This is a genomic window from Pontibacter sp. T17, assembly GCF_057219875.1.
In genome coordinates, this window is sequence record NZ_JBXVVW010000001.1 from 1,604,433 (window position 1) to 1,625,069 (window position 20,637).

The 20,637-nt window shown below is 58.9% G+C and carries 17 protein-coding genes; 7 read left to right on the forward strand and 10 right to left on the reverse strand.

The genetic code is table 11. The features are described from left to right. Window positions 1-2 precede the first annotated feature (2 nt). From AC2D8O_RS07065 to AC2D8O_RS07080, 4 genes are all read left to right on the forward strand, one after another. Window positions 3-692 (forward strand): DUF2490 domain-containing protein, encoded by a 690-nt coding sequence (locus AC2D8O_RS07065; protein ID WP_484678094.1) that lies wholly within the window; start codon window positions 3-5, stop codon window positions 690-692. A 250-nt stretch (window positions 693-942) separates the two neighbouring features. Beyond that, window positions 943-2,061 (forward strand): PD-(D/E)XK nuclease family protein, encoded by a 1,119-nt coding sequence (locus AC2D8O_RS07070; RefSeq protein WP_484678095.1) that lies wholly within the window; start codon window positions 943-945, stop codon window positions 2,059-2,061. A gap of 318 nt (window positions 2,062-2,379) precedes the next feature. Then, a complete protein-coding gene (locus AC2D8O_RS07075) occupies window positions 2,380-3,141 on the forward strand; it encodes a hypothetical protein (RefSeq protein ID WP_484678096.1) in 762 nt (253 codons plus the stop codon). A gap of 116 nt (window positions 3,142-3,257) precedes the next feature. After that, the gene (locus AC2D8O_RS07080) at window positions 3,258-7,991 is read left to right on the forward strand and encodes a caspase family protein (RefSeq protein WP_484678097.1); all 4,734 of its coding nucleotides are present in this window, start codon (window positions 3,258-3,260) and stop codon (window positions 7,989-7,991) included. 43 nt (window positions 7,992-8,034) lie between these two features. On the opposite strand, the gene AC2D8O_RS07085 is transcribed toward AC2D8O_RS07080, so the two are convergent. Continuing rightward, on the reverse strand, window positions 8,035-8,502 hold the full coding sequence (locus AC2D8O_RS07085; RefSeq protein ID WP_484678098.1) for an SRPBCC family protein: 468 nt from the start codon (window positions 8,500-8,502) through the stop codon (window positions 8,035-8,037). Window positions 8,503-8,594: 92 nt separating this feature from the next. Here AC2D8O_RS07085 and AC2D8O_RS07090 point away from each other — a divergent pair, with 92 nt between their 5' ends. Together AC2D8O_RS07090 and AC2D8O_RS07095 are read left to right on the forward strand one after the other, a co-directional pair. Continuing rightward, entirely contained in the window at window positions 8,595-9,065 is a 471-nt protein-coding gene (locus AC2D8O_RS07090; protein WP_484678099.1) for a hypothetical protein, read from the forward strand. 122 nt (window positions 9,066-9,187) lie between these two features. After that, entirely contained in the window at window positions 9,188-14,266 is a 5,079-nt protein-coding gene (locus AC2D8O_RS07095; protein ID WP_484678100.1) for a choice-of-anchor J domain-containing protein, read from the forward strand. A gap of 65 nt (window positions 14,267-14,331) precedes the next feature. On the opposite strand, the gene AC2D8O_RS07100 is transcribed toward AC2D8O_RS07095, so the two are convergent. Beyond that, window positions 14,332-15,150 (reverse strand): AraC family transcriptional regulator, encoded by an 819-nt coding sequence (locus tag AC2D8O_RS07100; protein WP_484678101.1) that lies wholly within the window; start codon window positions 15,148-15,150, stop codon window positions 14,332-14,334. Between the two features lie 86 nt (window positions 15,151-15,236). Here AC2D8O_RS07100 and AC2D8O_RS07105 point away from each other — a divergent pair, with 86 nt between their 5' ends. Then, entirely contained in the window at window positions 15,237-15,647 is a 411-nt protein-coding gene (locus AC2D8O_RS07105) for a DUF3224 domain-containing protein (protein ID WP_484678102.1), read from the forward strand. On the opposite strand, the gene AC2D8O_RS07110 is transcribed toward AC2D8O_RS07105, so the two are convergent. The 8 genes from AC2D8O_RS07110 to AC2D8O_RS07145 form a co-directional block, all read right to left on the reverse strand. Next, on the reverse strand, window positions 15,620-16,381 hold the full coding sequence (locus AC2D8O_RS07110; RefSeq protein ID WP_484678103.1) for a DUF1835 domain-containing protein: 762 nt from the start codon (window positions 16,379-16,381) through the stop codon (window positions 15,620-15,622). The genes AC2D8O_RS07105 and AC2D8O_RS07110 overlap by 28 nt on opposite strands. A 24-nt stretch (window positions 16,382-16,405) precedes the next feature. Further along, window positions 16,406-17,290 carry an alpha/beta fold hydrolase gene (locus AC2D8O_RS07115; protein WP_484678104.1) on the reverse strand — a complete coding sequence of 295 codons (885 nt, stop codon included), beginning with the start codon at window positions 17,288-17,290 and terminating at the stop codon, window positions 16,406-16,408. 55 nt (window positions 17,291-17,345) lie between these two features. Continuing rightward, window positions 17,346-17,936, reverse strand: coding sequence for a TetR/AcrR family transcriptional regulator (locus AC2D8O_RS07120; protein WP_484678105.1), 591 nt, complete (start codon window positions 17,934-17,936; stop codon window positions 17,346-17,348). Window positions 17,937-18,027: 91 nt separating this feature from the next. Then, the gene (locus AC2D8O_RS07125; protein ID WP_484678106.1) at window positions 18,028-18,501 is read right to left on the reverse strand and encodes an SRPBCC family protein; all 474 of its coding nucleotides are present in this window, start codon (window positions 18,499-18,501) and stop codon (window positions 18,028-18,030) included. 3 nt (window positions 18,502-18,504) lie between these two features. Continuing rightward, window positions 18,505-19,035 (reverse strand): SRPBCC family protein, encoded by a 531-nt coding sequence (locus AC2D8O_RS07130; protein WP_484678107.1) that lies wholly within the window; start codon window positions 19,033-19,035, stop codon window positions 18,505-18,507. Between the two features lie 37 nt (window positions 19,036-19,072). Further along, on the reverse strand, window positions 19,073-19,603 hold the full coding sequence (locus AC2D8O_RS07135; protein WP_484678108.1) for an SRPBCC family protein: 531 nt from the start codon (window positions 19,601-19,603) through the stop codon (window positions 19,073-19,075). Window positions 19,604-19,632: 29 nt separating this feature from the next. Next, the gene (locus tag AC2D8O_RS07140) at window positions 19,633-20,112 is read right to left on the reverse strand and encodes an SRPBCC domain-containing protein (RefSeq protein WP_484678109.1); all 480 of its coding nucleotides are present in this window, start codon (window positions 20,110-20,112) and stop codon (window positions 19,633-19,635) included. 24 nt (window positions 20,113-20,136) lie between these two features. Continuing rightward, window positions 20,137-20,634, reverse strand: coding sequence for an SRPBCC domain-containing protein (locus tag AC2D8O_RS07145; RefSeq protein ID WP_484678110.1), 498 nt, complete (start codon window positions 20,632-20,634; stop codon window positions 20,137-20,139). Window positions 20,635-20,637 lie beyond the last annotated feature (3 nt).

The window sequence follows — 20,637 nt, forward strand, 5'->3', positions numbered from 1 at the left end:
ACATGAAACATTTACTTTTGACACTGGCACTTCTGCTGTGTGCGGGCACTGCTTTTGCTCAACAGCTGAACCCACAGTGGGGTGCCTGGTATATGTATTTCTTCCAGAAGCGTTACACCGAGAGCCGTTTTGGATTCCAGGGTGATTTTCAATACCGGGCATGGAATCTCGGCAACGACGTGGAGCAGCTGCTTCTGCGGGCTGGGGCAACCTATACCCCCAGGTCCAACGACGTGACCTTCACAATGGGCTACGCCTACGTGGGCACTGGGCCTATCGGAGAAGGAGATGTGCTTTTCCCAGAGCATCGGTTTTATCAGGAAGCTCTGATGCCGACATCTGTCCTGAAGCGGGTGTTTCTCACGCATCGCTTGCGCTATGAGCAACGCTTCATACAGAACCAGGATTACAGGACCCGGTTTCGCTATATGTTGATTATGAACATTCCTATCAACAAACCCCGGCTATCGCGTGGTGCGGTCTATGCATCTGTTTCCAACGAGATTTTTCTCAATGGCGAGCGTGCCAGCGTCAATGAAGTGCCCGTGCAGTTGTTTGATCGGAACCGGGCGTTCTTTGGTCTCGGTTACGGTCTTTCAGACCGATCGCGGGTGCAGTTTGGGGTCATGCGACAGGCAACGACTGGCGGGGCCAAGTGGCAGTGGCAGTTTGCATTGTTGCAAAACCTGTAGCGCAAAGCCGCGTCGCCTCCACCAGTAGCACAAGCCCCGACACCCGTCGGGGCTTTTTTGTTGTGGGGGGAAATAGTCAATCTCGATTCTTATTTTAAGTCCACTTACGTCTTCAGGCCTGGGCTACGCGCACTTACGCAGAGGCAACTACCAAAAACCAGCTAGTTGTACAGCCTTATGCTCGCAGCCTTTTCTGCTACACCGCCAGCCTTGCCATCCTCAGTGAGGGTATCTGAAAGTAACTTCCCCCATGCTCCCCGACTTCGACGAACTCCTGAACCTCCCGTTGCCTGCGCCTACCCAGCCGGTGCGCACGTTCTTCGATGTGTCGGGCTTCCCGCGCCGCGAAACCGTCGTCACCAACTGGTACGCCTACTTCCTCTCTACCAACCAGGACCATACCCTCGGCGATCTCTTTCTGCAAGTGCTCGTGTCCGCTATTCAGCAGAGGCGCACAGAATTTGTCTGGAGTGGCAACGTCGCGTATGCCCACACCGAGTACACCACCACCAAGCGTAATTTCATCGACATCGTCATCTCCGATGCAGAAGACATCAGCGAGGCCCAGTGCGCCATTGTGCTGGAAATGAAGGTGGACGCCGGCCTCTACAACGACCTCGCCGACTATTTCGATTCCGTGCCAGCGCCGCCGGACTGTAAGGTTGGGGTTCTCCTTACAATCGCACCTGTTTCCCCTGGCAGCATCACCGACGCCCGCTTTGTCAATCTTACCCACGCTGAGCTGAGTTACGCCATCCAGCAGCGCACCGCAGTCTATCTCCCCCAGGCCGATGACCGCAGCCGCTTCTATCTGCATGAGTTCCTGCTCCACCTCCACAACATGACCACCCCGCCCCTCAGCCCCGAAACATTCCAGTTGCTGGCAACCCATGGAAAGCAGATTCACCGCTTGGCCGAACTCAAGAGCAAGGCCGAGACAATACTCATGGAACAGATTGCAGCAGCGGCCAATGCGGTAGATGGCTGGGCAGGGCTGTTCTGTAGGGACCCGAATGCTGTGCTGGTGCTAACGGGCACGCCCTTGCGCGTGTATGTTTCAGTCGAGAAGTTTTTTGCCGAGGGCACTTTGGGCGTAACCGTTTGGCTGGTACACGAACTGCTGGACCGCTGGGACACCTGGCAGCAGACAGAGGCGTTCCGGACGTTCAGCGCCGCGTATCCAAACCTGCCTTTCCTCCTCGGCGATGTTCAGAAAAACCAGCGACAGATTACCCACGATAAACAGTACCCACTATTGAATCCGCAGGTTTCTGATCTTCAGGTAGTAGCGCGTCAGGTGTTGGCGATTTTGGAAGCCGAATGGCGAGTGCCATTAACTGCCCTCTACACTGCGCTGGCTCATCAGTAGCAATGATACCCGAAGATTGCAGTCAATGTGTTGCAGTGGGCTTTTGACAATATGGCTCACGCCCAAAAACTCCCCCTCTCCCGGAAACCTTCCCGCCGCTTCGCCTGTCTAGTACTCCAACTGGCCCTTGTGCCCGACCCGCGGTGCCACTGGATGCTCCGCAACTTCCTGTGTAAGAACTGCTCGCACACAGGCTGGCGCCATCGGCTGCTGTATCTGGTCCGGGGTTCGCTGTTAGTTGCTGTGCTGTACTTTCCGGTCTGGGTCGGTGCCTTGCGCTTTGTCGGGCATGAAGGGTGCGGTAGTTCACTTCACTCCATGTTACGTTACTTCGCCGCCATATTTTTGTGGGTCGCAGGCACTGCGTATGCCCACGCCCAGCAAAACCTCTTCAATATTCCCAGTGGGGCCATCACACCCCAGGGCGAGGTTTTCTATCAGCACCAGGTCAACGTCTATGGTCTGGGCTATATCGCCAGCAAACAGCACGTGGTCTTGGGCCTTGGCAATGGCTGGGATGTAGGCGCCAACCTACTGGGGCTTTCCTTCCGCGACCAGGGGCGGGGATTTGTGCTTCAGGAAAACGCCATCCCGCAGGGTAGCCAACTGAAACCCGCACTCGTGGCTACCTGGCAGAAGCAGTGGCAGCTAGCCGACCACTGGCGCCTCAACCTGGGCGGGCAGTTCGGCGGCAACCTCTCCCAGTCGCTCAACAGCAAGCAGTTTCTGGCCTTCAACTACCTGCTGGCGGTGTGGCAGCAGGGCCACACCCGGCTGGTGGCCGGGCCATATTGGGGCACGCCCACCTATCTGGGGCCGGGCAATCAGGCAGGCCTTCTGGTTGGGGCGGAGTACGGCCTCACCGATCGTCTTCTTATCATGGGCGACTGGATCGTCGGCACAAACGACGAGTCGGTGATGGTGGCAGGCATCGCGTGGTTGGCCACACCCCACATTCAGCTGTGCCTCGGCGGGCAGCTGCCCAGTTTCGACAGCGACAACAAGCCTGCTATCGTCTTCGAGCTCAACCTGCTCTCCTGGCGCGAATGGCCCGCCGACAACGACGACTCAGCGCACTGAGGGTCTGTTACGTACAGTACGTAGTTATCGCCGCCCCCTCCCCACTTTCAGTGAGGGGAAAACCGCAGAAAGAGTGCATCTTAAGGCGCAAAGCCTGAACTCTGCCTCCTTCTGCCATGCGTTTCCTCCGTCCGTTCCTGCTGGGATTTGTCCTGTCGCTGCCTGTTGTGTTGTCGGCACAGCCTTTGGTGCGCCCCAACCCCCGCACCGCCACTGCCGACCAGCTTCTGCGCTACAGCTGGGCCAGTACCAGCCCTGCCGATAAGGTCACCATGCGCTGGCATCTGTATAAGCGCTTCCCCGGCACAGTACATGCACTGCTGGGGCAGGCCTATCACGAGGCCCGCTACGGCGACGAGGCCAAGGAAATCCAGCTCTACCGGCAGGCCCTCGCCAAAGACCCCGACAACCCCTACGCCCTCTACAATCTGGCAGTCTCCCTGGCCGACACACGCCCCTATGAGGCAGAGGCGTTGGCGCAGCGCATCATTAATAAGGACCCCAACTTCAACCACCAGCAGGTATTCCGCATCCTCTATTTCAATATTTACGTTGAGGCACTGAAGAACCAGACCAAAGCCGACTCCCTCATCCGGCACTGGAAACCCCGCCTGGGCGACAGCTACATCTTCCCCCTGCTGGAAGGCATCCGACTGGAGGTGCAGGACAAAAACTACGTTGCCGCTGCTGCCCAGTACGAAGAGGCTCTCAGCTCGCCCGGTGGAGAATACTTCTTCGAAACCTGGCAGCGCCTGATGAACCTTCAGACCGGGCCGCTACTGGGACGTTCCGGCACTGCTACGCTACAAGATAAATACAACAGGCTGGGCCGCCTCATCAGCCATGTAAAGGAGGAAGTAACCAATACCCCTCAAGGACTCTCGCTTGATCAGGCGGCCTTTGTCTCTACCGCCGCCGAGTACATCGCCGACATCCTCAAGTCTGACGATTACGAGGACGTCAGTCTCGAGATGTATCAGGCATCCTGGCTGGCGATGCCCCGGATTGAAGTGGCGGCCAAGTGGTTCGAGTTGCGTCGGGCCCGAAACGGCAACCCAGAAACCTGGATGGAGTTTGCCCAGCAGGTGGCGGCCTCCCACAGTGACCTCGCCCTGGCACAGGCGCTTCTCGGCCGCGCTTATGAGTACAGCAACAACCTGCCCAAAGCCGCCGAGTGCTACAAGAAGGCATTCAGCACAGGCCTTACCTCCACTGACCGCTGGAACATTGCCCAGCAATACTATCTGCCGCTCATGCAGAACCTTCAGGGCGATGTCGATGGCGCCTATTCCCTGATGATAGGCCTCTTGGGCAACGACTACAAGGACAAGGCCAATGTACTGGTGGAAATGTACTACAACCGCGTGCTGGCAGGTAAACTGCCCGAAGCACGTACCCACCTAAACGAGACTGCCGACTTCCGCCGAAAGCAGAACAACATCAATGAGGGCTTTTTTACCCGGAATGGCATGTTTCTGGCCCACTGGGCCGAGCTCGACAGCATCGCCCGCACAGGCTCTTTCATCCGCTCGACAGTTGGTATTGCGGCCACCGCAGGGCTTGTCACCGACTGGGCCGCGTTCGCTCCCGACGGCCGCACCGCTCTTATGGGTTATGGCCCTATGGAGCTTTGGGACCTTCAGCAGAAGAGTAAGATTGTCTCCTACCTAGGCCCAATGAGTGGCTTACGGGCATTCTCGCCCGATGGCCGCTATTTCGCCATAGTCACCCGCCACACATCCGACTTTGCCGGGTGTGTGCTGCTGGTTATCGAAACGGCAACCGGCAAACTCGTGAGCCGCTACGCCACTGCGTTGGCACTTGAGGGGCCCAATTGGTCGCCCGATGGCAAGCGGCTGGCTTTTGTGGTGGATGGCAACCAGCTTCTCGTGCTCGATGCCTTTACCGGCAAGCAGATTGTCAGGGGCTACCCTGCATTCGGCAAGCCTCAGGTCAAGCTCAAGGTTTCGTTCCTCGCCGACGGCAACTCGCTGGCGGTGGCCCAGGGCTACTTCGGTGGCAGAATTGGCATTCTCGATGCCAACACTCTGGCGGTGCAGCAGATACTTTCAGGCCCCGACTTTCCCCATGCGCTGGGTGTCAGCCCCCGCACGGGGCAGGTGCTGGTGGTCGACAACAACCGCACGCTTTTCATGTATACCCCCAGCACGTGGAAGCCCCGGGCTGTGCGCCTGCCTGTCATCCCCAACCGCATTGTCTTCAACCCCAAGCGAAACGAAGCCATCTTCAACGACTGGGGCGGCCGGCTGGAAAACCGGGGCCTCGTACTGGACCTTGATTCACTCATCAGTCGCGCCTCTTTCAATATGGGGCCATATGATGATGTGACCTATGGCTACCTCGGCGACGGCGACGGCATTATCGCCACCGATCCCGACTGGGGTGGCGAAATCCGTATGTTCTCAGGCCCACGCCTGTCCGTTCAGGATACGCTCCGAGGTGAGTCCGACCGCCTGCTGACGGGCTTCTATCACGCTCCGGCCAAGGCGCTCATCACCTGGGACGATGGGGGTGTGCATTACTGGGGTCTGGAGCAGGGGCGTCGATTGGGGGGCTGGCTCTCGAGGGTGGAATTTGTCATGCCGGTTCCTGAAGAAGCAGGGGCGGGGCTCATTTTTCTCCGCTACAAAGGGCTGCGCACCTTCATTTACCATCAGGAGGAGCCACGTTCCGTGCCCCGCGTCATCGACAGCCTGGACTTTCGCGTAACCTGGGCTGGCTACAAGGCTGGAAAGTGGCTGCTGGCTGGCCGCGATTTCTATCCGATGGACAAGGCTACCGACCGCGTCTGGCTTACCCTCCGCGATGGCAAGACCTGGAAACCCCTCGGCCGTTGGCAGATGCCAGCTGTCATGGGCCCTCGTTTCTTTGAAGAGCTCACGGGCGTGGGCATAGCGGGTATTGACCTCAGCCCCGATGGCAACCGCATAGCTGTGGCAACCTGGTGGGTCGATGGCTGGCGGAGAGGCCTGTCCTATGGCAGCAGGGTTCGGGTGCTCAACATCACCGATGGCCGAATCGCCACCTATACGCTCGCCAGTTCGGCACGCGCACAGGATGTCTGGTTCGATGGCAACGACAACCTCGTTGTGGACAAGCAGCAGTACCGGCTTGCCGACTGGGAGAACATCGCCTACCGCAACGACCGCCCCAATCCAGTCATTCGCGACTTTGGCCAGGCACGCAGTTTCCGCGGCCTCGACATCCCCGACATGAAACTCAAGGTAGACGGCCGTTCCACCAACGAGCTCATCTTCCACAACGCCGAGTCGGGCCGGCAGGTTGGTACACTGGTAATTCGGCGTGGCGGCGAATGGGTGTTCTTCACTGATGCAAACCAGTACGAAAGCAGCTACAGCGCTCCCCAACGCATGTTCCTCTACGAGAAGGGCAATCTGGCCTTGCCCTTCGACCAGTTCTTTGAGTCTTACTTCCAGCCCCATCTCTTTGGCGAAACGCTCACCAATGTGAAGAAGCTGGGCGGCCTTGAGGGCGGCGGCCTCGGCCTCTCGGGCTCCGGCCAGGGTGGGGGCGGTGTCAGCGAATATGCAGGCCTTGGCAATGTGGGTACAACGGGCAAAGGCGGTGGCGGTGGGCGCAGCCGCACGGGTGCAGTAAAGCCCCGCAATGCTCCTGCTGCCGCAGCATCATCCCCACAGGCCGACGCCGCCAATCCGGCCCCCACCATGCAGGAACTGATGGGCGAGCAGCTCCTGACCAATGCCCGTCAGGTGCCAGTGGTGCGTATTACCTACCCACAGCCCGGGCAGAAGCTGCAGGGCTCTACCCGTGTACTCCTGGAAGTAGAAGAGCAGGGTGGGGGGCTGTTGGAGGTCCGGCTCTACCAGAATGGCAAGTTGGTAGGCATTGTAGACCACTCGGGCCGGGGCGAGAATCCTCCTGGTACCAAGCTGGAAGAAACTTTCAGCCTGCCGCTCGTCTCGGGCACCAACGAATTGCGTGCTGTGGCTGTCAGCAAGGCCCGCGTGGAGTCAGCCCCAGTGGTGGTGAAAGTAGAGTCTGAAGCGCTGCAACCACAGTCCAGCCTCTACATACTCGCTGTCGGGCTCGACAAATACCGAAACAGCCAGTATGACCTCAACTTTGGCACCGCCGACATGCAGGCTTTTGGCGATGCGGTGAAAGGCGTAGGCAAAGACATATTCCGAACCATCAACGTCGTAAACCTCCGCGATGCCCAGGCTAACCGTGCGCGGCTGGTCGCCGTGTTCGATTCGCTCCAGCAGCTTGTCAAGCCCGAGGACGTCTTCATTTTCTTCTACGCCGGCCATGGTGTGATGTCAGAAGGAGATGCTGCCACCAGCCGGCCAGCCGACTTCTTCTTCGTCCTGCATGGCGTAACCCAGATGTTCGGTAACGACGACCTGCTCCAGGCCCAGGGTTTCTCGGCCTCCGAGCTCAAAGCTAGATGTGCGGCCATTGCGGCACAGAAGCAGATGGTCGTGCTGGATGCTTGCCAGAGTGGCGCGGCTGTAGAAACCTTCGCCGTCCGTGGCGCCGAGAAGGAAAAAGCCATCATGCAGCTGGGGCGCAGCACGGGCGTGGTAGTCATGGCTTCTACAGGCTCTGAGCAGTTTGCCTCCGAGTTCCCCAAACTGGGCCACGGAGTCTTTACCTATGCGTTTCTCGAAGGGCTGTCTGGCAAGGCCGATGGCGGTACCCGCGATGGCAAAATCACCGTCAAGGAGCTGGAATCCTACCTCACAGACCGCATCCCCGAACTCACCCAGCTCTACCGCGGCAAACAACAGTGGCCCAACAGCTACTCCAAAGGGCAGGACTTCCCAATCGGGCTTGTCAAACACTGACAGCCCGCCCGTCCATAAAGTGTCTGGAAGCAGCAGGGGCAGGTCACGCGTGGACCTGCCCTTGTTCTACCCAGCGCGCAAAAGCTTGATAGTCGGCCGCAATAGCCTTTTTCATACTGCCAATAAACAGCTTGCCCAGCAGACTCATCAGCCAGCCCGAGCCTGTGATTTCCCCGTGCATCTCCAGACGGGTACCGCTGTTATCAGGACTCAGGTTGTAGGTAAAGACATAGAACCCGCGGCGGCTGCTGCCTTTGCTGCCATCCACCATCAGCGTGAAGGTGCGCGGCCGCTCATAGCGCGTGATCTCGAACAGTTCGGTGGCTTCGCGCCCGAACAGGCGGCGCGTCTGCCGGAACTGCGTGCCCAGACCTAGCTGTGGGCCACCCTCGTGGGTCGTTCCTACCAGACCCGGCATCCAGTGCTTCAGGTTTTCGGGGTTTACCAGCCGCTCAAACACCACTTCCGGTGGTGCGGCTATATGCTGTACCAAATTGAACGTCAGGGACATAAAAAGGTTGTCTTGTAGTCTTACAAGCTACATTTTTTTTGAAACGTCCGCCACCCCTTGGCCTGTTTCGCACATTTGGGCATCTTGCAACCATGAAAGCCCTTCTTGCCTTCCTCGCCGCAGCCTGCTTGCTGGCGGCCTGCGCCAATAAGACCGAAGACCTGAAGAACCAGGTAATGACAGTGCACGACGAAATGATGCCCGTGCACAACCGCTTGCATAAAATGGCCGCCCAGTTGCGACAGGCAGAAGACTCGCTCAAGCAGTCGCCGGGCATTGCCGCATTACCCCAGGTGCATGTAGCGCTGCTGGAAGTAAGCTCGGGCATTCAGGCAATGGACGTATGGATGGCCCAGTTCGATATTGAGAAGGCCAACGCCGAGGGTGGCGAAGCCTATCTCCAGGACCAGTTGCTGCAGGTGAACATCATGAAAGACCTGATGCAGCGTGGTGAAAAAGCAGGCGAAACGCAGCTGAAAGCATTGGGCCGCCCTGTGCCTGTAGACCCCCGCGCCCAGGCCCCGGCTGCGGCGCAAGAGGGGCATGAAGGCCACAGCCACTGATTGGCCCGGCTCTTGCGGTTGTAATTAACCGACAGTTTAAAATGGTTAATATCGCGTAACCTTAGGGTTACGCAGGTCCTCTTATTTGCCTGCGTTTTCTGCTTTCCCAGCACTTCGCAGGCATGAACCACTACTTTACACGCTTACTGGGGGCCCTGTCCTGGCTCCTCTTGCTTGGTCTGATTTTTCCCTATCAGGGAAAAGCGCAAATCGCCATCACCACCTACCCGCAGTCCTACAGTCAGAGTTTCAATACGCTTGCGGCTACAGGTACTGGAGTGGTCTGGACCGACAACTCTACCTTGGCTGGCTGGTATTCGAGCCGTACCACTTACAATACAGGCACTGGCAGCAGCAACACCGGTGCATTGTACAGTTTTGGCACGTCTACTTCGGATACCAACCGCACGCTTGGCTCGGCTGCTTCTGCAGGGACGGGGACTGTGCTCTACGGTGTGCAGTTCCAGAATACGGGCGGCGGCACGGTCACTTCCTTCGACCTCTCGTTTGTTGGCCGTCAGTGGCGAAATGGTGGCAACTCAGCTTCCCAGACCCTGAAGGTGCATTACAAAATCAGTTCAAGCCCTATTGTTTCGACAGGAACGCTTACCGCACTGCCTACCTCTTCTACTGAGCTTACTTCCCTGGCATTCACGTCGCTGGTGAACACCGCTACTGCCGCCGCAGTTGTCGGCACGGCCTCCGGCAACTTCACCAACCTGTCAGGCAACGTTTCCGTTACCATTCCTGCCGGTAGTTATCTGGTACTGGTTTGGGAAGACCTCAACGACGCAGGTAACGACCACGGCCTTGGTATCGACGACGTGCAGGTAGTTTTCAATGGCACTCCTGGCGCTGCGCCTGTCATCACTGCGCCGGCCACTGTCGCTTTCGGCAATGTCCCCACCGCCAGCAGCAAAGGCGCCAGCTACACCCTCTCCGGCAGCAACCTCACCAACGACATTGACCTTACCCTCACAGGCGCCAGCTATCAGATTTCCAAGGACAGCAGCACCTGGGTCAGCAACCTCACCTACACCGTAGCCGAGGTTGCTACTTCGCCCAAGGTGTATGTGCGCTTCAGCCCCACTTCCGATGGCGCGGCTGCGGGCAGCATTCTGCACACTTCCACTGGCGCCAGCGATGTCACCGTCAACCTCACTGGCACGGGCTTCACCCCCGCCCAGCTCATCATCTCACAGTATTACGAGGGCCTGAGCAACAACAAGTGGATCGAAATCACCAATACGGGAACCACCACTGCCAATCTCGCTGGCTATTATCTCGTCCTTTTCAGCAACCGGACAACCTCTCTTCCGGTTGGTGTTGCCCCTAACAGCAATTATGCACTTACTGGCACCCTTGCCCCAGGTGCGTCGCTGATATTCCGTAACAGCGCAGCGGCACTTCCCGGTGCGGGCAACATCACGGGCACTGCCATCAGCACGGCTGTCTGCAACTTCAATGGCGACGACCTTGTGGCCATCTCACTCTCCACAGGCACCGCCAGTTGGGCCGACCGAATTGATGTGGTAGGCACCATCGGTACCTGGGGGCAGGACGTCTCGCTCTACCGGAATGCCAACATTACTTCCGGCAATGTCAACTTCGCTTCCGGCGAATGGACACAGGTCGGCAACGACATCGTTGACGGCGCCAACAGCACCCAGACCGAGCAGATTGGTGTTCATATCTACGAAGGCGGAACGCTGCCTTTCATCAGCACTACGCCTTCAGCACTCAGTTTTGGTGGAGTAGTCATCGGCAACAACAGCACCCTTACCTACCAGCTGCGCGCCGGCAATCTGGCTGGCAGTATGGTCACGGTAGATGTACAGGGTGGAACTGAATATCAGGTATCCCGCGATGGCATTACTTTCGGCGATACCATTCAGTTTGCATCCGCCCAGCTGGCCACAGCCCAAACGGTGTATGTGCGTTTCGCTCCCACGGGTACAGGCATTCTCAGCAACACTCTGCAGGTAACGGATGGCTCCTCCAGTGTCACAGTCAATCTCTCCGGTATTGGACAGGTCGCCTCTGTGTTCGCTGAAGACTTCGAGGGCTGCCCCACTGTGACGTTCTCTGCCGTGAGTGTTACCGGCGCCCAGGCATGGGGGTGTACCACCTTCGGCAACAATGCCACCAACGGCTATCAGATGAACGGCTTCTCGGGCTCGGCTCAGCTGAATGAAGACTGGCTGATTTCGCCCGCCTATGACCTCTCCGGTATTGCCGATTTTGCCGTGTTGCAGTTCTACAGCATCTCGGCCTTCGCTGGCAACTCCTTGGAGCTGTACATTACCACCAACTATACCGGTAACCCTGCCACCACTGTTTGGCAACAACTGGACGGCCGATTCCCCGCCGCCAACTCCAGTGTCTGGACGCTTTCTCAGGTAGACCTCAGCGCCTACAAGACCTCCAACGTACGCATAGCGTTCAAGTATACTTCCACTACTGCGGCGGCTTCACGCTGGACGCTCGACGACATCGCAATCATCAGTTCGGCTACGGCGCCTCCGGCGGCTGTGGCAACCTCACTCAGCCCCTTGCAGAACTGGATTTTTGGTTACACCACCGCCGGTGTACCCACCGCTGGGCGCAGCTTCCTATTCAAGGTAAGTGGTGCCGACACGCTTACTGTAACTGCACCTGAGGGCTTCGAGCTCTCGACCAATGATCTCGCCTACCTGCCCCAGCTTACCTTCGGCAGCACCGCCCTTGCCGATACCCAGACGCTCTATGTGCGCTTTGCGCCTTCGGTGGTCATGCGGGCTTTTGCTGGCGGTATCTCCTTTGTAGGCAGCGGGCTCAACCGCACGCTCGGCTACTTCTCTGGCACCACCTTCCCGCCCGACAGCTCCTTTGATGTCGTTACCTGGAACATCGAGTGGTTTGGCAGCACTTCCAACGGCCCCGGTAATGAGACGCTCCAGCGCGACAACGCCATTGCAGTGCTCAATACCCTTGCACCGGAAGTAGTGGTGGTAGAAGAGATATCCGATACCGTTGGCTTTGACAATCTGGTGGCGGCGCTCCGTGTCGGCACTGGTCGTAATTATGTAGGCACACTCTCGCGCTTTACCTCTAATACGTTCTCTGATAATAACCAGCGCGTAGGCTTCATCTACGATACCAGTTATGCACGGTTGGCTCCGGTAAGCGCATTGCTGCCCGAGAACCCCCGCGCCATGTTCAAGAGCATATACAGCTACAGCAGCGGCGCAAATTTCCCCGGCTATCCGGGTGGTGATGGCACCAACTTCTGGGCCAGCGGCCGTCTGCCTTATATGATAGGGCTGGATGTAACCATTGGTGCGAATACCCAGCGGGTGTATCTGGTTGCAGTGCATGCCAAGGCCAACACCAATCCGCTGGCTACCTCCTACGCCCGGCGCGTTTACGACAATCAGGTATTGAAAGACTCGCTTGATTTCTACTTCGGCGGCGAGAATGTAATGCTCCTGGGCGACTATAACGACGACCTCGATGCAACAGTGAACGAACAGGCTGGCACCACGGCTTCTTCCTATGCAGTGCTGGTCAACGATTCGCTCAACTACGAGTTCCCCACTTTGGCGCTCAGTAACGCTGGCCTTCGCAGCTATGTAGACCGCGAGAACATGATTGACCACATCATGCACACCAACGAAATGCAGCGGTTGTTCATCAGTGGGTCTGCCAATGTTTTCCCGCCCGATTACTTTGCTTCGCTGGGCATTGCCAACTACAGTACTACTACCTCCGATCACCTTCCGGTGATGGCCTCTTACGACCTTCGTCAGCCGCTTACGCGCGTACTGTACGCTGGGCCGGGTGGTGCAGATGCCAACCCCGGTACCACGCCAGGCCGCCGCAAGCTCACCATGGCTGCCGCTGCTTCCGATGCACTGGTCACTGATAATACCATCCTTCGTATCGCTGCCAATGGCACCTATCCGGCGGCTACCCTCACCGATGGCGTAACCGTGGAGGGCTATGCTACCGAGGCTTACACCACCCGTGCTGCGGTAACGGTAGGCGCACTCACAGTGAATGCTCCCGGCAAGACTGTAACACTGGATTCGGACCTTTCGGCCAGTACGCTCAGCCTCACCGCTGGCAGTGTAGCCACTGGTGGCAACATATTGGCTGTCACCAGCACCGATTCCACCGCCATTTCTGCCACCGCTGGGTGGGTGAACGGCAGTCTGCGCCGCTATCTGGCCCCTGCCACCCCTTACGCGTTCCCCGTTGGCTCGACATCTGCACCGCAGACATTCGAGGTGCGGTTCGACAGTATCATCGTGGGGCCCAGCTATCTCACCGTTACCTTCAACAGCACAGCCCCCACTTCACTCGGCTTCCCGCTGAACGACGGTGGCCGACTCTTCCCCGCAGCTGGGTTGTTGGATGCCGGTTACTGGACCGTAACCCCCAACGTTCCTCTGACCAGCGGCACCTACAGCGCCCGGGGCTGGCTCACTGGCGCTACCAACGCAGGCCTTGCCAATTACATTCTGGTGAAGCGCGATGGCCCGGCGCAGCCCTGGACCAATGCTGGTTCTGCCGGTACGTTCTCGGAAGTCGGCAGCACCGTGTCGGTAGGCCGCACTGGCCTCACCAGCTTCTCTGAGTTTGGCTTCGGCGGCTCCAACAGCCCGCTACCAGTAGAACTGCTGGCTTTCGACGCCCGTGTACAGAATCGTATGGAGGCCCTGCTCACCTGGTCTACGGCTTCGGAACTCAACAACGAAGGCTTTGTACTGGAGCACAGCCGCACCACTGACAACTTCCGGCAAATTGCATTTGTACCCGGCTCTGGCACCACCACCGAGCAGCAGTCCTACAGTTTCACTGTGCGCGAACTCGGGAATGGCCGCCACTATTTCCGCCTTGTACAGCGCGACTTTGACGGTACCACCTATGTCAAGGGTATTCGCGAAGTTGTAATTGACCTTGATGGTGCGCTGCTGCCGCTGGCCGATGTCGTGAAAGTATACCCCGTACCTACCCGCGACCAGCTGACCATCGAGCTGCTGGAAGACCTCAGCAGCGTCCGCGCAGAGCTGATGAATGTGCATGGCCAGGTAGTACGCCTGTGGCTCCTCAATGGTGATAGCTTCCGACAGGTGGACGACCTCCCGGCGGGTGTTTACTTCCTGCACCTGAAGGCTGCCGATGGTCGCGCTACTACCATCCGCATCGTAAAGCAATAACTGGGACTTTCCTGTGAACGAAAGCGGGGCCCAGACAGGGCCCCGCTTTTTTGTTGCAGTTCGATCTAGTCTCCCTTTTGATAGGCCTGTGGCGTGGTGCCCGTTTCGGTGCGGAAGTCATTGGTGAAATGTGCCTGATCAAAGTAGCCGAGGTCCAGCGCCAACTCGGTGAGACGCGGGGGCGGTGTGTAGTCCAGCCGCTCCAGACTCTCGTGCACCCGGTAGCGCCGAATCACCCACTTGGGGGTTACACCGATGTAGTCGGCAAAGAGGCGTTGCAGGCTCCTTTCCGAGCAGCTCATGTATGCGGCTATCGCCTGTGTGCTGCTTAGTTCCGGCTGTGCGCTGATGGCTTCCAGAAGGCTATGCAGCGCCCCAAGAACAGGGTCATGGGGTGGCAGATAACGCAAAAGAAGCGCCTCGGCCAGCGCCACCTTTCCGGCGTTGCTGTCGGCCTGTACAATGGCTTGGTGCAGGGTATGTGCCTCAGTTTTCGGCAGCCAATAGCTGAGCGGCACACGCTGGTCGCGCAGCTGGTGCATTGGTTGCCCAAGAAACGGGCGGAATCCTCCGGGCCGGAACTTGATGCCAAATGCCCATCCACTGCCCTCCAGTGTTTTCCGGAAGCGGGTCGTCATCACCCCCTGTATATAGCACTCCGCGGGGTCAAATACGATGTGCACACTGGGATAGGGCAGTACCTCCGAGCGCGATGGCGGCTGGTTGGTGAGGTCCCATGCCACAGGCCAATAGTGTTCTATGAATGGTGTCAGTGCCGCGCTGGGAAAGTGTCGCTCCAGCCGGATGCTGTGCAGGGCCTCCTGCGGGTACAGAATGCCTTTGGGCAGCCGCCCCAGTCGGTTCCAGTCCAGCATACGCGCCATACGGCAAAATCGTCAGCCCTGTCGCACTTTTCCAATACCTCCTGTCGGAAAAACCGTTGCTTTGGCTACCATTATCATTGCACGCTATGAAGAAAACCCTCAACAGTCGTTTCAAGGTGGCCCACTGGGATGAGAAACCCTATCGTGAGGCCGACGGCTTCAAGTTTACCCACTCCAATGTGGCTTACACCTATGCCGGGCCCATCGAAGGCACGAGCAAACTGGAATACCTGATGGTTTATACCCCCAGTGGCCACACCAGCTTCATTGGGTTGGAGGAATTCAAGGGTCTGCTCGACGGAAAGCAGGGCACTTTCGTGTGGCAGCACACGGGCACCGACAATGGCCTCGGTACCAACGGCACGTTCTTCGTTGTGCCGGGTTCCGGCACAGGCGAGCTGAAACACCTGCGCGGCGAAGGCCACATTGCGCTCAATGGCCACGCCGACGACTACCCCATCGAGTTCACCTACTGGTTCGAGCCCGAGGGCATCTGACGCGCCTGGGCCAGCAGTTGCCTAAACTGCGTATCGCCATAGCCGTATACACCCAGTTTGGCCTGAAAGCGCCGGAAGAGCTCGGCTTCCGGGATCGGCCCATCGGCCAGCAGAATCCGCAGTACTGCCACCGGGTGTGGTGGCGACTCCAGCCGCCCCAGCTGCGCTGCCACGGTATCGGCCAGATACGGAAATGCCTCAGAGGGTGTTTGGCCAAGTGCCGCAAAGCGGTTCCAGTCGGCATCGGCGTAGGCTTCCCACAGGTGGCAGGCCAGTTGCATGTCTGCCGCTGATATACTGTGGGCCTGCTGAAAGGCGTATGTCAGGTCTTCGCCATCCAGCGGCCCAAACTCGGCCCAGCGGGCCGTAACAGGCTCCAGCGGTGCAAACACCCGCCAGCAGGCGGGCCGTTGGCCGTGGGCGTGCAGCAGCCAAAGGCAGCACCACAGGTTTACCTGGCAGAACAGGTCTTCGCCAAACCAGGTATACACCTGTGCATCTGCCGGAATGGTCACCAGGCGTTCCAGTTCGGCCTGCACCTGCTGACGGTAGTCGGCAGGGCTGGCGCCATAGTGTGCGGCGAGGAAGGCGGCGCGGGCCTCCCACAACGACGAAAGGCCCAGTCTGCTCACCGGGCCTTCCATCAACACCTCCCGGCACACAATGCTCTCCCCGAGCACGCTACGCGGGAGTTTCTGTGCCAGAGCGTCGCCGTTGAGCAGGTGGTAAGTCATGCCCTAAGCTACGCTCTTTCTGCATCAGCAGATAGCTTTGGCTGGAGTGCGCGGCACTTCCTGTTGTAGGCTGCCCAACTGCGCCGCATATCTGACCACCAGGCTGGTGATGTCATCCGAGCGCAGGTTATGGCCCAGCCCTTCGGTCACTGACACCTCGGCATGGGGCCACACTTCTTTCAGGTCCAGTATGTAGTGCAGGGGTGCCATGCGGTCGGTGCGGTCGTGCACCAGCAGGGCAGGCACCAGCACTTTCTGGGCCAGCCGGGGCAGCAGATAGTGTGAGGGGCGGTTGCCCAGTCGCTTCTCCAGCGTGTCTTCCACCAGCCGCAGGGTGCGGGGCGTCAGGCCCAGCGTGCGGCGGTAGTGCTCCATGAAGTCGCTGACGTTGGCGGTGGCAGCCAGCAACACCAGCCGGTTGGGCGTCAGTTCGGGGTGGTTATGCAGCATCAGTACGCTGGCAAATGCCCCTATGGAGTGGCCGACAATAGCTTCAAACGGACCGTGCTGGCGCACTACCTCGGCCAGCACCTGGGCGTAGCGCACAAGATTCAGCAGGTTGCCTTCCGAGCGGCCGTGGCCTGGTGCATCTATGGCTATCACCGTGAAACCCAGTGCTGTCAGCTGCTCTATGTAGTTTTTCCAGAAGTAGGTGTGGCTGTTCCAGCCATGCACCAGCAGCATGCGGCGTGGGCCGTTGCCCCAGCGGTAGCCACGGATGAGGTCGCCGTTGTCCATGACAGTGAAGGCGTCTGCTTTTTCCAGAAAGTGCGCATGATGAGGCTTCAGTCTGGGCCGCTGTGGCCGGCAAAAGAGCCGGAAGCCGAGGTCGCCTGCTTTTTCAGGCGCCACCAGGCCCCAGGCGTTCAGCCCGAGACCAATAGAGCGGAGTATGAGTGTGGTAAGCATGGTGTGAGCGAGATTATATTTGATACCGATTGGTATGTGTTTGGTCAAAAAAAGGTCATGCCTCTATCGTACGAAGCCAGTTTTCCAGAATGCCCATCACGGCCTCTATATCGCGTGAGCTGCCTTCGACTCGGCTCATGAACACGCCGCCTTCTACCATGGCAAGTATGTAGGTGGCGCTGAGCGGTACATTGGTGTCGGGTTTCAACTGACCCATCTCTATCCCTTTGGCCAGCAGACGTTCCAGCGTAGCGCGCAGACTGGCCAGCATCTGCTGTGTCACTACCCGCAGGCTGGGGTGGGCGTCGTCGGCCTCGATACCGGCATTCAGCAGGGGGCAGCCACCCGCCACCACTGGGTTGTGCACATACGCTGCAAAGAACCGGAACACTGCCCGCAGCTTGGCTGGTGCGGTGGTTTCGGCTTTGATGACCGCGCCCAGTCGCTCCGATACCCGCGCCATCATGAACTGCAGTGCCTCGATCTCCAGCATCTCCTTGTTCTCGAAGTGCTGGTAAATGGCGCCCTTGGTCAGGCCCGTGGCATCGGTGATGTCCGACAGCGACGTCGCCCGATAGCCCTGCTGGTTGAACAGCGCCGAGGCATGTTCAATCACGGTTTGGCGAGTAGCTTTCGGGTCACGCATGATGCAAAAATACCGATTGGTATTTACTTGTCAATAGCCAGCATGAAAAAAAGGGGCATGATGCCCCTTCTTGCCTGCGAGAGGCATGTTTTTACTGTTCGTCCAGCAGCAGGGCCAGCTTTTCCAGCCCTTGTTGGCCCAGTTCCACTGCGCCAAAGCCTTTCACCTGCTCGCATTGCTCGCGGGTGCGCAGCACCAGGTGCATGGTCAGCAGGGTGCCGGTGGCCGTGGGCGCAAAGGTCACGGTTACGTGGAAGCGCTCGGGATCGTCGTCGAGGTCGCTGCCGTGCAGATACACCAGCTTTTCCGGCGGCACCACTTCCAGATACTCAATCCGGTTGGGGAAGAGCATGCCTTCGGGCCCGTGCATGTTGTAGCGCCAGCGGCCTCCGGGGCGTACATCCATTTCCAGCAGTTCGTTGCTGAAGCCGTTGGGCCCCCACCAGCGGTTCACTTTCGCGGGGTCGGTCCAGGCGTCAAACACGCGGTGTGGCGGGTGGTTGTAGGCCCGGCTCAGCTTCAGCTCACGGTCGACAGTGGGGGTGTTGAAGTAGTCTATCAGCATGGCTCAGGCGCGGGTAAGCGTGTGCAGATAGGCTTCCAGCTGCTCAAAGGTGCCGGTCCAGCCCTGCGTCATGCTGGCGTGGTTGTCGTCAAACATCTGCTGCTCGCTGGCGGTGGCGTCATAGGCATACCACTCGATGTGGATCTCGGTTCGCTGGTCGGTCAGTGCTTCAAATCGCACCCGCGTATACATGCGCTGGGGCCATTCGGGTGCCAGAGGGTGCCGGCCCAGTCCACCGTCGGGGTCCGAGAAGCCGCTGAGCATCACCAGTCGCTCGGGCGGCACAATCTCCAGGTATTCCCATTTGCCCCACATCTCCACGCCTTCTGCATTGGCCATCCGGTAGTGGAATACCCCACCGGGGCGGGCATCGTTGCGCGCATTGCTCACGATGAAGCCCTTCGGGCCCCACCAACGTTCCAGATGGGCGGTTTCGGTAAAGGCTCTAAACACCAGTTCGCGGGGCGCCTGTACTACCCGTGAGATACGGAAGGGAGTGGTGGCGGGCACTGGAGGCATGGGAGTCTGCGACATAGGTATAAGTCAGTGTGAGTGAGTAGGAAAGGTTGCGTTACGCCAGCGTGGCGAGGTAAGTGTCAAGCTGCTGGAAGGTGCCTTCCCAGCCGGTGTGCAGGCTTTTACCGTGTTCGGCAAAGAAGGCCAGTTCTTTCTCGGTGGCATTGTAGGCCTGTGTCACCATGCGCACTTCGGTTTTGCCATCTGGCGTAGCATGAAAGCTCGTGCGGGTGATCATCCACGAGGGCCAGTCGGGGGCCATGGGGTGGTGCGTCAGGCCGCCGTCTTTGTCAGAGAAGCAGGAGATGGTGGTGAACGCGTCGGGCGGCGTCACCTCCAGATACTCCCACTTGCCCCACATGGCGTTGCCGTTGGGGTCTTCGATGCAGTAGTGGAAGATGCCGCCGGGCTTGGGCTCGTTCCTGGCGGCAGTTACAGTGAAGCCTTTCGGGCCGAACCACTTCACCAGATGCTCGGTCTGGGTGAAGACGTTGAATACCAGCTCGCGTGGGGCGTTCAGCACCCGGCTGATGTGTACGGCTTCGCCAGCGGCCAGGTCGTAGGGCAGGGGTTTCGAGTGGGTCATGTTGCGTGTCAGTTGGAGTGGGAATAGGGTCAGTTTTTTTCCAGTGTTGCCAGCAGGGTGTCCAGCAGCTGGAAGTTCTGCTCCATGCCGTCGGGTATGCCATAGTCCATGTTCTGCTGGCAAATGGCAGGTGTATCATAGGTCAGCACGTGCGTTACAAGGGTGCCGCCCTTCGCCTCCTCAAACCGGATGGTGACCCTGTAGGGCCCCCCAGTCCAGTCTTCCTCAAAGGCTTCCAGACTTACCAGCAGCCGGTTGGGCTGTACTTCCAGAAACTGGCCCAGCAGTACAATGTCACGGCTGCCGGGGCGCTGCCACAGGTAACGATAGCGGCCTTCGGGGCGCAGGTCCAGCACGCATTCGGCCAACACCAGGCCCGGTGGGCCCAGCAGCCATTGCTTCAGCAGGGCCGGTTCGGTGAAAGCGCGGTACACCCGTTCGGTGCTGGCCCGGAAGTGCCGCACGATTTCTACTTCGGTATCGGTAGGGTAGGAGACAGCAGAGCGCATGGGAGTGGGGAAAAGAAGTGCATTTCAGCTCTTTTGCAGTGTTGACAGCAGGGTGTCGAGGTTCACGTAGCCACTTTCCATACCGTCGGCCATGCCGCTGGCGACAGCCCCATCGCGAGCCTCGGGGCTCTCGAACAGCATGTGGCAGGTGACGGTGGTTTGGCCGCCATCGTGGCTCACGAACAGGTTGGTGAGCCGGCAGGTGCCGCCCATGTCGGGGTCCATAAAGGTTTCGTCGGCTACGATTTTCTCCGTCGGCACGATGTCGAGATACTCGCCCACAAACTCCACTTCAGTAGGGCCTTGGGCGGGGCCTTCCACCTGGCGCCAGATGTAGTGGTATTTGCCGCCAATCCGGAAGTCCATTTCGCAGACCGGGAAGCTCCAACCGGGCGGGCCCGTCATCCACTGCTTCAGCAGCTGGGGTTCGGTAAAGGCACGGTACACCAGCGCGCGGGCCGCTTTGAACGAGCGCGCGACCACCAGTTCGCGGTCGCTGGGCAGGGATACGGTAACAGGCATGGG